This window comes from Terrabacter sp. FW104-15G4B, assembly GCF_058790095.1.
Genome location: NZ_JBYTCI010000019.1, coordinates 37950 through 52978 on the forward strand (window position 1 = coordinate 37950; position 15029 = coordinate 52978).

Here is a 15029-nt window from a genome sequence, read left to right on the forward strand (position 1 = left end):
CAAGCTGTTCACCGTGCACGACGGCATGAGGGCCATGACCAGGAGCATCGGGGTCATCGCCCTCATGCCGTCGTGCACGGTGAACAGCTTGTCGCCGTCGTAGTAGTCGGTCGTGTGGAAGACCGTGCGGGCAAGCCGGACGATGATGTTGTCCAGTCGACTCGCATGGGCTCCTGCTGTCGGCTGGTGAGGTGCGCGCGGGCGGATCTTGGCGGTCTAGGCGGTCTGGCCGACGCCGGGTAGTCAGGACGGTTAGCTGTTGACCCTTACCGTCATCTTGCCGGTGCCGTTGCTCTGCACGACCTTGATCGTGACGCCGACGCCCGCCACCTTGACGCTGCCGCCGGGGTTCGCCGTGTCGTAGTAGCGGTTGGGGTCGCTGTCGTCGAAGACCGGTGCCGGCGCCTGCGCCGGGACCTGCAGCGTCGTCAGGCCACCCGCCGTCTCGCGGTTCAGCGAGATCGGGTCCGTCGCGTCGACACCGAACGTCGAGTCGAACGACTGGATCCGGTTGCGGGCCACGGTGTCGTCACTCCAACGCAGCGAGTCCGGTCGGGCATCGACAGGCAGGACCCGACCGGTGCCCGGGTGGGCCTTCGTGTTGTTGTTGGACACGGCGGTGTTCCAGTAGCTGACGAGCAGGCCGTCCTGGTATGGGAAGTGCTCCACCCGGTCGGGCGACGTCAGCGACCAGCCGAAGTTGTACGGCCCCGTCTTCAGCGTCGCGTCGTAGCCGGCGTACTGCCGGTTCTCGGCGATGTAGAAGCGGTCCTTGCCCGCGGCGTCCTTGGGCAGGGTGACGATGAGGGCCTGCTCCTTCTTCGTCGCGTGCATCGACGGGCCGAGCATCAGCGCGGCCTTCTGGTCGTGGGCGACCGTGGTGTAGTCGAGCCAGCCGAGCTGCAGCTTCTCCCAGGCGCCCATGTGGTTGGGCGTCGTGCCGATGTCACCGGTGCCGTGGCCCAGCCACGAGCCGGAGCTCATCAGCGTCCAGAAGCCGGTGCCGTTCTCGCCGCCGCCGGTGTCGTAGAGGTCGGGCAGGCCGAGGTCGTGGCCGAACTCGTGCGCGAAGACGCCCAGCCCACCGTTCTCCGGCTCGGTCGTGTAGTCGCGGATCCAGAACGCGGTGTTACCGACCTGGATGCCGCCGTTGCGGTTCCAGTCCGGGCCGCCGTTGCGCGTCTGGTTGACGGACCAGCGGTGGGACCAGATGGTCCACTCCGGTGCGCCGGCCTCTTCGCCCTCACCTGCGTGCACCGCCTGGAAGTGGTCGATGTAGCCGTCGGGCTCGTTGAAGTTGCCGTCCTTGTCGTAGTCGTAGCGGTCCCACTTGTCGAAGGACTGCAGGTAGGCGGTGATCTCGGCGTCGGACTTGCCCTTGGCCTTCTGTTGCGCGTACCAGGCGTTGGCGCTGTCCTGGATGAACCGCCGCATGTCGGTGGCGTTTTCCGTCTGGCCGTAGCTGGCCTCGTTGTAGGGCACCTTGACCCAGTCGGAGGTGTCGCCCGTGACGGTGTAGCGGCCGCTCGACATCTCGCTGTAGACGCTCGACATCGACTCGCCGCCACCGAAGAACATGTCCTGGAAGTGGTTGCGGTCGAAGTTGTCGACCCAGTAGGTCGAGTTGTCCTTCATCCGGTCGGGCTCCGGGATGTTGTTGTGCACCGGTCCCGTTGGTGCAGTCGGGTAGCGGGCATCCTTCTGCTCGCCGAAGTCGACGAGGAAGGTCAGGATGCTGTCCGTCGACTGCAGGCCGTACTGGGCCCACTGACCCGGCGAGACCTGAACGGCCTTGCCACCGCCCTTGGTGACGGGCGTGGCCTCGCCGCGGACGACCTTGGCGACAGCCTCCTCGATGCCCGCTCGGCGCTCGGCGTCCTGGGAGTCGGGTCGGTCGTCCACCCGCTCGATGGCGGCGCCGTCGGCGTCGGCTGCCGCACTGGGAGTAGTGTCGGGCGTCGCACTGGCCGTGATGGCCGGGCACAGCGCCGTGGCGGCGGCAAGAGCCGAGACCACCACGACTCGAGATCTGATGTTGCGCATATCTCTCCTCCGTCCCGCGTCGTTGCGGGACCTGTCTCATGCGTACGCGCCGGCGGCGTCCGGCGCGTCGACCGCCCGGGGGCGGTGTCGGGGAGCCTATGGCACGGATGTCGGCACAGAGCCTCTGGAACAGAACATTTCCGACGGCGTGTCGCCGTCCCGGGCTATAGCGGTCCTCGGGACAGCCGAGCGACATGACGGAGCGCTTGACGAGGGCGGGCGCCACTGACCGACTCGTCAGCGAGTCCTCGGCCTCGGGGCTGGGCATGGCATCTACTTGGGGGCTCTCGGTGGGAATCGGAAGAAATGGCCTGCATGACTCGCGAGCGGGCATGATCGAGGACCACTTAGCTTCCGCAGACACATGAAGCGTCCTGGGACCCGCGGACGCAGCGTCACACCGCCGCCGGATATTTGTGACTTCGGCGCGAATGCGTGTTCCTTCGGCGCGGAGCGTTCCCGGGTTGCGGGTCTTCGATTCCATTGAGCTTTGCCCGCTTGGGGAGGACGATCGGCTTGGTAGAGGGTGAACATCGGCGCTGTGCGCTGCCTCTGGGGCCGGAGGAGACATGAAGCGGATTCAGGTATGGACCGTCGCAGCCTTGTTGGCGGCTCCACTGCTCTTGACGACCGGGGGCGCATCGGCTGCCCCGCCGAGCAGCGGTTGGGGTTCGAGTGTGCCGTTCACCAATGTCGTCGCCAGCTCTCCGACGACGGGCGGGGGCTACCCCGTGCCCCCGGGATCCCGGGTTCCTGTAGCGGGCAGCTGCCGGGAGGGTCCGTTCAACGCGAACCACTCCGAGTCCTGGCTCGCTGTGAAACCTAGGACCGAGGACCTGGTCGGTGCCTCGAAGTTCTTCTTCGACAAGTACTCGACCTTCTACATGTTCTATGTCGGCGCCTACCAGCTGCCGGCCGGGACGCCGTCAGGCAACAACCAGGTCCAAGGCTACGACTGTGTCTCAACAGGCACGCAGGCCATGCCACCGAGCTGGACCGACTCGACCGACCCCAACGCGGATTTCGACACCCAAGGTCGCGTCTACCAGACCATGCTCCCGTTCAACTCCTACTTCGACGCCACCAAGCTCCACCCCGACGGCGAGATCGACATGTCCTACAGCGACGATCTGGGCCGGCACTGGACCAAGGGCAACGGCGGTGTACCCCTCGAGCCGCCAAACAACGCCTCAGCACGACAAGCGGGCCACGTCGAGGACAAGCAGTGGGTTGCGGTCAACCACATCCTCGGCAACGCGTTCCAGGACCACGTCTACGCGGCCTGGGCCGTGTTCAACGGCTCATCGATCAAGGTGAAGATCGCCGTTTCGCGTGACCGCGGTCAGCTCTTCGACAGGGCGGTCACCATCAGCGCGCCCAGCCAGGTCGGGCCCGGCGTGACCTACGTGTACCCCGAGATCGACGCGGCCGGCACCCTCTACGTCTCAGTGGTCTCGTTCCCACCGAACGGCGGCCCGTCGACCATGTACGTCGCCCGGTCCAGCGATGATGGCCGGACCTTCAGCACGTTCGTCCCGATCGAGACGGTGACTCTCCCACCCGGCGAGGTCTACGCCCACACACGCTTCCGCAGCGGCATACCCGCGAACTTGGCTGCCAGCCCTACCTACGCCAACCACCTCTACCTCACCTACGAGGACTGGGACTCGGCAGCGGGCCAGGCCGATGTGAAGCTCACTCAGTCCACCAACGGCGGCGTCACGTGGAGCACCCCGGTCCTGGTCAACGACAACACTGACGCTGCTGGCGTGCCCACTGACCAGCTCCAGCCGTCGGTCGCAGCCGGCCCCGATGGCGCCGTCGCCGTCGGGTTCTACGACCGACGCAACGCCTGCCCGACTGACCCCAGCATCCTTCCGGCAGACGTCGGTCGGACGAACTTCTGCATCGACACCTCGCTGCAGGCATACAAGGACAGCGGCAACGGCGCCGCACCCGTCGGCAGGAACGTACGGATCTCCAAGTACACCTGGGATCCAGAACAACCCGGCCAGCACCTGGGCGGCCTTCCCCAGTACCCCTGCGCCGGAGCCACAGACCCATGCCAGACAGGCGACGGGTTCATCGGCGACTACTTCGGCCTCGCCGTTTCCGCGCACAACATCTACGCGCTATCCGTATCAACCCACTACCCCTCGACGGTAACCGCAGACGAGCAAGGCCCGATCTACTACCAGCAGCAGGTACTGGCCACGGTGCCCCGCGCCGATTTCGGCGCCGGCTACTGAGCCGGAAGCGACACAACTCCCTCAGCCGCAGGGCGGTACGTCTGGCAGGCGGGTGGCCCGGAGTCGGCTGACGAGACTGCGCCTCGGCGGCACCCCTCTGATGTCAAGAGGCGCGTTCGAGGGGTCTGGAGATGGCGGTCTTCCGTCGTCGTCCCCTCGGTAGCGTCGTCGGTACGGGTCCGGGAAGTGGCCGATCCGAAGTGCCGGTGTGCGGGTACAAGCGGCCGCGCTGGACTGAAGTGCCGCCACGCGGTGCCCTCCCGACCCGCGTCTACGCCCTTGGTGCGTCGGCGCGGAGCTGGCGTTACCGGGCGTCGGAGATGCGCCGTTTCAGGCAGCGCGTCGCCTCGCGGCGGGACTTGCCTGCTGCACCAGCTTCAGGGCCTGGTCCTTGGGACTACGCGCCCTGCCTCGGCGACGGGGCTGCCGCCTGAGCTCGGGCTGCGCGGAATCAGGCTCCTTCGAACTGTCGCGCGTGGAGTCGTCAGCGTCGAATCAGCCACGCGACGACTTCACGAGGATTTCCGCCTCCGCGTCCCATTCCTCCGGGGCATTCCGTCGCAGGCCGGGCGCGAGAGCTGATGAGGGGCTAGATCAAGGAAGATCTTCCCGGGACTCCACCCGACCGCAGGCAGGTCTGCTCTTTGCAGAACGGGCGCTCCAAGCCGCTCAGCGTGCCGGCGACGTCGCAGCGTTGGACGTGTTGCTCGACGACCGCCTCGTTGCCATCGGACCCGATGGGGCGCGGCACACCAAGAGCGACGACCTGGCCGGCTACCGCTCGGGCTTTTCGGTCATCACTGAGCTCGTCGAAGAGGACGTGGAGGTCCTCTTGGCCGGCACTACCGGCGTCACGTTCGTCACGGCGACCGTCGCCGGCGCGTTCGGCGGGGAACCCCTGTCGGCCCGGCTCCGCTACACGCGGACATGGACGCACGACGGCGAGGCAGGGTGGCGAATCCTTGCAGCCCACATTGCCGTGCTGCCGCCGTCCGGCGCTTAGCCACGGCTGCGTTCACTTCGCGGGCATGGCGACGTGACTCGTGGCCAGGTCACCGTCGGCGCGAGCGGGGCCAACTGGTGTCGTCGCCTCGTTCCCGAGGGCCGACGAAGGACCCGCCGTATGGTCAGGGCGTGGAACCGGGACAAGCGAGTCGGACGGCGGTCTTCGTCTGTCAGGGCCGCGCCGTGGCCGAGGGACGAGTTGGGGTGGGGCAGTTCAGTGACCCCGTCGCGGAGCGGCTGTTGTCCGAAGCGGAGCTCGCGCCGGTACGGCTGGCGCGAAGCGATGAACTACCCGAAGACGGTCACGCACGGATGGCGGTGCAATCGGTCATGGCCTGTGCCGACGTGATGGCACCGCGCACCGTGCTCATCGACACCGCAGTGAGTAGGACGCTCGAGCAGGGGGGTGACTGGCAGGTCGTCCTTCTCGGCGCCGGGCTCGACGGTCGGCCGTGGCGACTGCCCGCGTTGCGAGGGATTCGGGTGTTCTCGGTGGACCACCCTGCGTCGCAAGCCGACTTGCGCCGTCGTGCCGAGAACCTCCCTTCCCCGGTGTGCCACCTACGTTTCGTGGCCGTGGATCTGGCCCAAGAGCCGTTGAGCTCGCTGTTAGCCGCCGCTGGGCACGAGCCCCTCCTGCCCACTGCGTGGGTCTGGGAAGGAGTCATTCCCTACCTCTCGCGCCCGCAGGTCACAGCCACGCTCCACGAGGTCACCAGCATCTCTGCCGCTGGGAGCGTCCTCGTCGCCCAGTACCAGTCGCGCTCGCTGACGGCACGGGTTGGGCGGCGAGTGGCCGGACTGGCCTCCCGGCTCGGTGGCGCACCCTCACCATTAGCCGGTGAACCCTGGAAGTCCCTTTGGTCCGAGGGACAGATCGCCCGGCTCCTGGCGGATCGAGGCTGGGTCGTCACCAGCGATGTCAGTCTGCTCGAGAGCACGATTCGGCTCGACACCCCGTCTGGCAGCGCCAGGTCACTCGCAAACGGTCGAATCGCCGTTGCTCGTCTCGGAGCGCCGTCGAACTGACGGCGTCGACATTCAGACCTATGGACTCAACTGCCGAGAGTCTTGTTGGGCGTCGCGCTGCCTTTCGGCGGGAGGGCGCTCGCTGCTGGCGTTAGGACGTCGCACCTCTTGACAACGAACAACCACTTGATTGTACGTTGTGCTCATGGACATTGCTGACGAGGACCGAGCGGATGCCTGGTTCCACGCACTGTCCAACCCCACGCGGCGCGACATCCTCCGTCGGGTGCTGGCGGGAGAGCACTCCGTCTCGACGCTCGCTGCGTACTACGACATGAGCTTCGCCGCCGTACAGAAGCACGTCGCCGTGCTGGAGAAGGCTGGCCTGCTGACGAAGCGCCGGCAGGGGCGCGAGGCCCTGGCCAGCGGCGACGTGGCAACGGTGCGGTCGGTGGGAGCAATGCTCACCGAACTGGAGTCCCTGTGGCGCGGCCGCATCTCCCGGATCGATGAGCTCATCGCCACGCCAGAGCCCCACCACCAGCAGACACCATTCCCACCTCACACACACAAGGACTGAGCACCATGCCCGTCACCGACGTATCGCACGACCTCGACACCCGGACCCTCACCATCGTCGCGGGCTTCGCCTGCCCACCGAGGCGGATCTGGGAGGTCTACGCAAACCCGCGTCAGCTCGAGCGGGTCTGGGGACCTCCGACATACCCCGCCACCTTCGTCGATCACGACCTGGTCCCCGGCGGCCGGATGAACTACTACATGACAGGCCCAGAGGGCGACAAGCACTACGGCTACTGGGAGGTCGAGACCGTCGACGAGCCGAGTGGCTTCACCTTCGACGACGGCTTCGCGCTCGACGCGGAGTTCACCAAGGACCCCGACCTGCCCGTTGGCAAGAACGTCTACTCCTTCGCAGAGCACGACTGGGGCACCCGTGCCACCTTCGTGAGCACTTACGCCACGGCCGAGGCGCTGCAGAAGGTCCTCGACATGGGCGTCGAGGAGGGCGCCTCCTTGGCGATCAACCAGATCGACGGCCTCGTCGCCGCCTAGGCGCTTGTCTCGTGGGCTCGACTGGAGAGCCGTTCGGCGGCTGCTCCGCGCCGCCTCGCGCCCTCGGTTTGGGGGACTCGACACGGTCATCTTGGTCCTGGATGCACCCCGGCCGCGAGCCGACAGAGCCCTCTGAACATCCCCAGGGGTTAGACGGGCTGGCACGTCCCCGCGTGCGCGAGCAACGCCTCGGGCAACGACCGGCCTGCGGACCAACCGGCTGGGTAGGTAGTGAGGCGACAGCACCAGGCGTTGTTTGCCCTGAGCGAAGGGGTCATCTACATGACGAAAGACCTGAGTGGCGGCAGGAACCGCAAGAACCTGAAGAAGTCATCCTTCGCCTTGCCCGAGCAGGAGAAGTACCCGATCCCCGATCTCGAGCATGCGCGCAATGCCCTGGCGCGGGTGGCACAGCACGGCAGTCCGGCCGAGCAGAAGAAGGTCCGCGCGGCCGTGGAGAAGGAGTACCCGAGCCTGAAGAAGGACAACTGAACGCGCCCGTTCGGCGGGCACACGGACAACGGCGGCCGACCCCCTTTGAGGCTGCGTCATCACGCCACGTTCCGGCCGTTTTGGTCCGGTATGCGGATGCCTCCGGCGGAATGGGGCGGTCGGTCAGGCCCTGCGTCAGGCATCGTGGTCGCTCGGCGCGCGCCACGGCTCGTGCTGGTGCGAGAGCCAGACCTCGCGGGGAGCGAGTGCCCGGATCAGCCGCTGACCCTCGGTGCGTGGATCGTCGAGCTCGTCGAAGAAGACGGCCGTGTCACCGGCGATGACGACTGAGTGGCCGCCCGTCTCAACCACCACGACCTGCGAGCCTCGGGTGTGACCTGGCGTCGGAACGAGCCGGATGCCCGGCAGCAGCTCTAGTGTGCCGTCGACGGGGACGTACTGCACTCCGGGAGCCTCGACCCATTCGCGGATCGTGTAGTCGTCGTCGCTCCGCGCGTCGTCTCGCTCCGCGCGTTGGACGTAGACCGGTTTGTCGGTGAAGAGGTGGTTGCCGCCGCAGTGGTCGAAGTGCAGGCGAGCAGCTCGGCGACAAGCAGTGGCGTGACAGTCACCATCGAAAGATCGCTTTCCGATTCCTCGCCCGTCCCGATCAGTCGACCACCCACAGTGGCGAGTCCGGGGCAGATGGCCGACCGTCGGCAGCTATGCGTCTCAATCGCGCGCGGCTTTCCGCCGCAGTCGCCCGCCCCAGTTGCTGATGCGCCCCCAGCTCCTTGATCTCGGCCGGCCTGGGCAGCATGCGGATCGGTGCCATCCAGGCGTCGGATGTTCAGCGTTGGGTCAAGCAGCTCAGCCTCACCTTGCCCCTTCCCCCTCGGCGTGGCCCACCGGATCCTGTCTGGCATCCTCAAGTCCGCTGTCGCAGATCGCCGGATCGTGTCCAACCCCTGCACTGGCACGAAACTGCCCAAGGTGACCCAGCCAAAGATCCAGCCGATCCGAGGACCAGCTGAGCGCCATCATCAAGCAGATGCCCCGTCGCACCAAGCTCTCGTGATCCTCGCGGCCGGAACCGGGCTGCGACTAGGCGAGATCCTTGACCTGACCGTCGACCGCGTCGATCTCGATCGGCGCACGGTCAACCGTCAACCGTCAACCGTCAACCGTCAACCGTCAACCGTCAACCGTCAGCTGATCAACGTCAACGGCCGCGAGCCGTTCTTCGGGCCGCCGAAGTCCCAGGCCAGCGTCCGCGTCATCCCGCTGCCAACCGTTGTGGCGGACGGTGTACGCGCTCACCTGAAGACCTACCCGTCCAGCTCGCTCCTCTTCACCAACAATGTCGGCGCTCCGCTACGACGATCGGCGTTCTGGACCGAGTGGAACCGCGCTCTGAATCAGGCCGGCGTCCCTGCCATCCGGTTCCATGAACTGCGGCACTACTACGCCTTACTGCTCATCCGCCACAGCGATTCCGTCAAGACCGTCCAGGCCCGTCTGGGGCACGCCAGCGCCAGCGAGAACCGTGACACCTACGGCCACCAGGGGCCCGACAACGACGAGCGCACGAGGGCTGCCGTCGACGGAGTCCTCCGAAATTTGCGGACTATTTGCGGACTAACGGGCCCGAACACAAAACCGCAGGTCAGAGGCCTAAAGTGGATGAGTCGGCCGATACGCCGGGTTCTGTTCCGCGCCTCCGTTACCGGGGACGCGGCGACGGCCATCCATCTAGGCCGACCATTGCTGGCCGGCTCGAGCGTCCTACCCGCGCACTCGACCGGGCCGGTCTCGAGCGTGCGCTGTCTGGACTTGCTCCGGGTGGGGTTTACCGAGCCGCTCCAGTCACCTGGAGCGCTGGTGGTCTCTTACACCACCGTTTCACCCTTACCGGCTGCCGAAGCAGCCGGCGGTCTGTTCTCTGTGGCACTGTCCCGCGGGTCACCCCGGGTGGCTGTTGGCCACCACCCTGCCCTGTGGAGCCCGGACGTTCCTCGGCAGGACCGGGGTCCTGACGCGACCGTCTGGCCGACTCATCCGTGACCAGCATAGGGGTCGTATGCCGTGTGCCGCGCCAGCGCCCGCCGGGGGCCGCGGCCCCCACCACCGTCAGCGGAGGCGGCGGAAGGCGAGGACTGCGACGTCGTCGTGCCGGTCGGGGTCGGCGACGGCCTCGGCGACATCTGCGAGGACGTCGTCGAGGTGCGTGCTCTCATCGATGTCGGTGAGCCGCTCCGCGGCGGCGGCTTCCAGACGCTTGAGCCCGATCTCGATGCTCTCGCCGCGTCGCTCGACGAGACCGTCGGTGTAGAGCAGCAGCACGTCACCGACGAGGAAGGGCGTGTGGGTGGCCGTGCGTGGGACGAGACCGAGGCCGTGGACGGGCGAGCCCTCCTCGGTGACGTATCGGGTGTGACCCGCATGCACCAGCAGGGGTGGCGGGTGGCCGGCCCGCACGAGGGCGAGGTCGTCGTGGTGCGGGTCGAGAAGCGCGTAGACGCTGGAGGCCATCTGGGTGGGCGGCTCCGCGGCCATCAGGCGGTCCATCGCCCGGGCGACGGCGTCGGGCGCGGGGTCCTGCGTCGACAGGACCCGGGCGGCGGAGCGCATCTGCGAGCCGGCGACGGCGGCGTCCACCCCGCGGCCCATGACGTCCCCGAGCACGACGCTGACTCTCCCGTCGGGCAGGCCGCTGACGTCGTAGTAGTCGCCTCCCACGTCCGTGCGCCCCGCCTGGCGGTAGACGGTGCCGATCTCCCAGCCGGAGAGCTCTGGCAGGTCCTGCGGCAGTAGCGTCGCCTGGAGCACCGACGCGACGCGGCGGGTCTGGGAGTACAGATCGGCGTTGTCGATGGCCAGGGCGGCGCGGCGCGCGAGGTCCTCGGCGAAGGCGACGTCCTCGGGCGTGTACCGCCGACCGGACTCTGCCGACACGAAGCTGAGGACCCCGAGCACCCGGTCCTTGGCGGTGAGTGGGACCGACATGGCGCTGTGCAGCCGTAGCTCACGCGCCACCCGCAGGTGCTCCTCGTCCTGCGCAGCGGCAACGAGCATCTCGTCGGTGACTTCTTCGATGAGCAGGCTCTGGCCCGTGCGCACGACGTCGGCGGCTCCTCCAGGCCGATCGGGATCGGGCGGCCAACGCGTTTCGAGCTCCTTGGCAAGCTGCACCTTGTCCGGGTCCACGTGGGCGACGGCGAGGGTGCGCAGGACGCCGTCGTCGACCATCTGCACCGAGCACCAGTCCGCTTGGGCGGGCACGGCGAGTGAAGCCACCTTGCGCAGCGTCTGGCGGTAGTCGAGCGAGGTCGCCAGGGCCTGCGAGGCGTCGGCGAGGAACTCCAGCCGCGCCGCCCGGGCTTCGCTCTGGGCCTCGGCCCGAAGTCGCAGCAGGGTCTGTGCGCAGATGTCGCTCAGCACGCCGAGCACCCAGAGCTCATCCGGGTCCTCCGGCCCGACCCTTCCGTCGAAGCGGAAGCCCAAGGCTCCGACGGTCCGCTCGTCCGCTCGCGAGATGAGCGGAAGGGTCACGGACGCGCGCTCCGTCCCGTCGTCCAGCTCCGGGTAGCGCGCGACGAAGTCCCACCGGCTGGCCAGGGTGATGACCTGGTTGAGCCGGACGGCATCCGTCAGCGGCGACGGCACGGCCAGGTCCAGTTCCGCCCACGCCTGCGCCTCCGTGGGGCTCAGCCCGTGCGTCGCGACGGTGCGCAGACGCGTCTGCCCGTCGCGAATGGCGAGCACTGATCGCGAGGCGCCCATGACCTCCGAGGCGCGCTCGGTGATGGTCTCGGTGAGCTGGTCCATGGTCGTTGCCGAGGCGACCTGCGCAGCGATGCCGGCCAGGGCCGCCAGCCGGGGAGAGACGACCGAACGGTCGGCCTCCGGAGTCTGCCACGGCGCATTCATGGGGACATCTTGACAGCCGAGGGTGCCAATCGCCCATGGATGGCCCGGAAGTGGGAGCATGCAGGGGTGACAGGTCCGGTGGTCGCCGCAGGCAGAGAGCTCGGCCGAGTCGAGTTCGGCCCGAGCGACCTGCGACTCGTGCGTGAGCTGGTGCGCAGCATCGCGACCGCACGCATCCCCGATCGCGCCGACAATGCGGTGCTCGCCGTGCACGAGGTGGCCGTCAACAGCATCCTCCACGGCGGCGGACACGGCGTGCTCCACATCGACGAGACTGCCGACTCGCTGGTCTTCACGGTCGAGGACGAGGACGGGACGGGGGGGATGCCGCAGGTCCGCCCCGTCGACGAGCAAGCCACCAGCGGTAGGGGTCTGATGATCGCCCGCCAGCTCAGCGACCAGCTGACCATCGAGGCGCGCCCCCAGCGGACCCGCGTGGGCGTGCACCTCAAGCTCGTGTCCTGACGCGTCAGACCCCTGCGACGCGACCTGGTCAAACCGGGGCCACGTCGGCGTGACCGTCGGGCTCCGTGACGACCTCGATCACCTGGTCGATCCTGGTCAACCTCACGAGGGGCATCGTCACGTTCCCGCACACGAGCTGCAGGCGCCCGCCCTGGGCCCGGACGCGGTGGTGGAGCGCGATGATGGCCCCCAAGCCCGAGGAGTCCAGGAAGGAGACGTCGCGGAGGTCGACCACGACCCGTTCGTCGGGGACCACGCCGATCCCCTCGAACGCGTGGCGCACGCCGGGGACGGAGTAGGTGTCGATCTCACCCGTCAGACGGGCGGTCGTCACGCCTCCACTGTGAGAGACAGCGACGTCCACGGCAGCTCCTCCTGTCACGTCCACGCTGGGAATGTCCTCCTCACCGTAGGGGCTGCACTCCCCCGGCGGAAGGACCGCGCGCGTTCGGCTCCGGCTCGGCCGGCTCGACTCACCCTGCTGGCGGGCCCGGGTGCTTCCTCGCAACGTAGACGGTGTTGGAGGACGTGCCGCGCGTCACCGGGTTGTCGAACGTCACCTCGTGGGCGACTCCCGTGCCGAACACCTTCGTGAGCCGGGTGGTGAACGCCGGCTCCGGCGGGTCGTCCGACCAGAGCGCGAAGACCCCTCCGGGGTGCAGCCGTCGCGCGAGCCGTCCGAGGCCCTCGGCGCCGTAGAGGTCGGCGTGGCTGACGTGCAGCAGGTGGTGCGGCGTGTGGTCGACGTCGAGCAGCACGGCGTGCAGCAGCGCCGGCGCGTCGCCGAATCCACCCCCTTCCCGAGCCAGGGCGAAGAAGTCGCCGAGGAGCAGGGTGGTACGCGGGTCGCTCGAAAGGTGGGCGGTATCCGGAAGCAGCTGCCGCTCGTGCCAGGAGATGACCGGATCGAGGGCCTCGACGACCGTCAGGCTCCGCACCCGCTGGTCCTCGAGCGCGGCAACGGCGGTGTAGCCCAGTCCGAGCCCGCCGACGACGACGTCGAGCCGGTCGCCCTCCACGGCGGCGAGCCCCAGTCGCGCCAGCTCGATCTCGGCGACGGTGAAGAGGCTCGACATGAGGAACTCCTCGCCGAGCTTCACCTCGTAGACGTCGATGAGCAGCGACGGCTCCAGTCGGCGGCGCAGGCTGATCTCCCCCATCGGCGTCTGCTGCCAGTCGATCTCCTCGAACCGTATGCTCACCGGGTCGTCCGGCCGCTGCGGCTCATCCGAAGATCGGGGTGAGGGAGCCGCCCGGCAGGTCGCGTTCGACGGACGCCAGGCGCCACTTGTCGGTGAAGACCGCGATGTGCAGGCCGTCGGCCCGGGTCAGGGCCTCGGCCCCGCTGCGGCTGTCAACGGTCGGCATCGCGGCCGGGGCGACGGCCCGTGCCACGGAGTAGCCCAGCTGCTCGAGCCGGATAGGAGCGCCGAACTCGTGCTCCATCCGGTGCCGGGCGACGTCGAACTGCATGGGGCCGACGGCAGCGAGGACCGGGGCCTGGGCGCCGCGGCGGTCGGAGCTCAGGACCTGCACGACCCCCTCCTCGCCGAGCTGCTCGATGCCCCGGCGGAACTGCTTCTGCTTGCCCGCGACGGCCGCCCGTGCGACGGCGAAGTGCTCGGGGGCGAAGAGCGGGATACGCGGGAAGACGACCTTCTCGTCGGCGAAGAGCGTGTCACCGACGCGCAGGGCATTGGCGTTGACCAGGCCGATGACGTCGCCCGGGAAGGCCTCGTCGAGCGTCGAGCGTTCGCGGCCGAAAACACTCTGCGCATACTTCGTCGCGAAGGGGCGGCCGGTCTCGGCGTGCGTGACGACCATGCCGCGGGTGAAGCGCCCGGAGCAGACGCGCACGAACGCGAGCCGGTCACGGTGGGCACGGTCCATGCCTGCCTGGATCTTGAAGACGAAGCCCGAGAACGGGGAGGACACCGCGCGCGGCGCGCCGGACTGGTCGGGGCGGGCGCCGGGAGCCGGGGCCAGCGACACGAGCGTGTCGAGCAGCTGTCGCACCCCGAAGTTGAGCACCGCCGAGCCGAAGAGCACGGGCGAGGCGGCCCCGGAGAGGAAGAGCTCGTGGTCGTAGTCGTGCCCCGACGACCGCAGCAGGTCGTACTCCTCGACCGCGTCGGTCCACGTCGAGCCGAGGGTCTGCTCGGCCGCGGCGGCGCTCATCCGCCGGGTGATCGCCTCGGTCGCGCCACCGGGCGTGCGGGTGAACTCGACGAAGTCGCCGCTGGCACAGTCGAGCACGCCGCGGAAATCACCCGCGACGCCCACCGGCCACGTCAACGGCATGGGGTGCAGGTCGATCCGGGTCGTCAGCTCGTCCATGATGGCGAGGGCGTCGAGACCCGGCCGGTCCCACTTGTTGACCACGGTGATGACGGGCACGCCCCGGGCGCGGCACACCTCGAAGAGCTTGAACGTCTGCGGCTCGATGCCCTTGGCCGCGTCGACGAGCATGACGGCGGCATCGACGGCGGCGAGCACCCGGTAGGTGTCCTCGGAGAAGTCGGCGTGACCGGGGGTGTCCAGCAGGTTGACCACCGTGCCGTCGTACGCGAACTGCAGCACCGCCGACGTGATCGAGATGCCGCGGTCCTTCTCCATCTCCATCCAGTCGGAGACGACGCCGCGACGGTTGCCCTTGCCGTGGACGGCCCCGGCCTCGCCGATGGCGCGGGCGTGCAGGGCGAGAGCCTCGGTGAGGGTGGACTTCCCGGCGTCGGGGTGCGAGATCACGGCGAACGTGCGGCGTCGGGCGGCCTCCTCGGAGACCGTCCCACCGTGGTGGTCGGTGGCGTCGGGGTGACGGCGGTCCGCGAGCTCGCGGTCGTGCAGGGCAGTGGCGTCCAT

At 68.4% G+C, this 15029-nt stretch carries 13 protein-coding genes, 1 other RNA gene and 1 pseudogene; 8 read left to right on the forward strand and 7 right to left on the reverse strand.

All coding sequences use genetic code 11. From position 1 onward, the window contains the following. Nucleotides 1-252: 252 nt before the first annotated feature. On the reverse strand, nt 253-2043 hold the full coding sequence (locus AC3WRT_RS14650) for an immune inhibitor A domain-containing protein (RefSeq protein WP_492723106.1): 1791 nt from the start codon (nt 2041-2043) through the stop codon (nt 253-255). Nucleotides 2044-2858: 815 nt separating this feature from the next. Between AC3WRT_RS14650 and AC3WRT_RS14655 the strand changes: the two genes are divergently transcribed. The 6 genes from AC3WRT_RS14655 to AC3WRT_RS14680 all read left to right on the forward strand — a co-directional run bounded on the left by AC3WRT_RS14655 (nt 2859) and on the right by AC3WRT_RS14680 (nt 7832). Further along, entirely contained in the window at nt 2859-4292 is a 1434-nt protein-coding gene (locus tag AC3WRT_RS14655) for a sialidase family protein (RefSeq protein ID WP_492723108.1), read from the forward strand. 475 nt (nt 4293-4767) lie between these two features. Continuing rightward, the gene (locus AC3WRT_RS14660) at nt 4768-5295 is read left to right on the forward strand and encodes a nuclear transport factor 2 family protein (protein ID WP_492723110.1); all 528 of its coding nucleotides are present in this window, start codon (nt 4768-4770) and stop codon (nt 5293-5295) included. Continuing rightward, nucleotides 5220-6326, forward strand: a complete 1107-nt coding sequence (locus AC3WRT_RS14665) for a class I SAM-dependent methyltransferase (RefSeq protein ID WP_492723112.1) — start codon at nt 5220-5222, stop codon at nt 6324-6326. Before AC3WRT_RS14660 ends, AC3WRT_RS14665 begins: the two co-directional genes overlap by 76 nt. Before the next feature lie 145 nt (nt 6327-6471). Next, nucleotides 6472-6846: an ArsR/SmtB family transcription factor gene (locus tag AC3WRT_RS14670; RefSeq protein WP_492723114.1), complete on the forward strand. Its 375-nt coding sequence runs from the start codon at nt 6472-6474 to the stop codon at nt 6844-6846. A gap of 5 nt (nt 6847-6851) precedes the next feature. Further along, nucleotides 6852-7340, forward strand: a complete 489-nt coding sequence (locus AC3WRT_RS14675) for an SRPBCC family protein (protein ID WP_492723116.1) — start codon at nt 6852-6854, stop codon at nt 7338-7340. A gap of 282 nt (nt 7341-7622) precedes the next feature. Beyond that, complete coding sequence (locus tag AC3WRT_RS14680) at nt 7623-7832, forward strand: DUF6582 domain-containing protein (RefSeq protein ID WP_492723118.1); 210 nt, start codon at nt 7623-7625, stop codon at nt 7830-7832. Nucleotides 7833-7967: 135 nt separating this feature from the next. Here AC3WRT_RS14680 and AC3WRT_RS14685 read toward each other — a convergent pair whose 3' ends face one another. Next, on the reverse strand, nt 7968-8495 hold the full coding sequence (locus tag AC3WRT_RS14685) for an MBL fold metallo-hydrolase (protein ID WP_492723173.1): 528 nt from the start codon (nt 8493-8495) through the stop codon (nt 7968-7970). A gap of 123 nt (nt 8496-8618) precedes the next feature. Here AC3WRT_RS14685 and AC3WRT_RS14690 point away from each other — a divergent pair. Beyond that, nucleotides 8619-9323: pseudogene (locus AC3WRT_RS14690) on the forward strand (tyrosine-type recombinase/integrase); the annotation flags it as partial. 129 nt (nt 9324-9452) lie between these two features. Here AC3WRT_RS14690 and rnpB read toward each other — a convergent pair. Further along, an RNA gene (rnpB, locus tag AC3WRT_RS14695) (RNase P RNA component class A) lies at nt 9453-9829 on the reverse strand. Nucleotides 9830-9902: 73 nt separating this feature from the next. Then, nucleotides 9903-11702, reverse strand: coding sequence for a SpoIIE family protein phosphatase (locus AC3WRT_RS14700; RefSeq protein ID WP_492723120.1), 1800 nt, complete (start codon nt 11700-11702; stop codon nt 9903-9905). A 66-nt stretch (nt 11703-11768) separates the two neighbouring features. Between AC3WRT_RS14700 and AC3WRT_RS14705 the strand changes: the two genes are divergently transcribed. Further along, on the forward strand, nt 11769-12167 hold the full coding sequence (locus tag AC3WRT_RS14705) for an ATP-binding protein (protein ID WP_492723122.1): 399 nt from the start codon (nt 11769-11771) through the stop codon (nt 12165-12167). 28 nt (nt 12168-12195) lie between these two features. Here AC3WRT_RS14705 and AC3WRT_RS14710 read toward each other — a convergent pair whose 3' ends face one another. The 3 genes from AC3WRT_RS14710 to AC3WRT_RS14720 form a co-directional block, all read right to left on the reverse strand. Further along, entirely contained in the window at nt 12196-12555 is a 360-nt protein-coding gene (locus AC3WRT_RS14710) for an STAS domain-containing protein (RefSeq protein WP_492723124.1), read from the reverse strand. An 85-nt stretch (nt 12556-12640) separates the two neighbouring features. Beyond that, complete coding sequence (locus AC3WRT_RS14715; protein ID WP_492723126.1) at nt 12641-13369, reverse strand: spermidine synthase; 729 nt, start codon at nt 13367-13369, stop codon at nt 12641-12643. 22 nt (nt 13370-13391) lie between these two features. Next, complete coding sequence (locus tag AC3WRT_RS14720; protein WP_492723128.1) at nt 13392-15029, reverse strand: peptide chain release factor 3; 1638 nt, start codon at nt 15027-15029, stop codon at nt 13392-13394.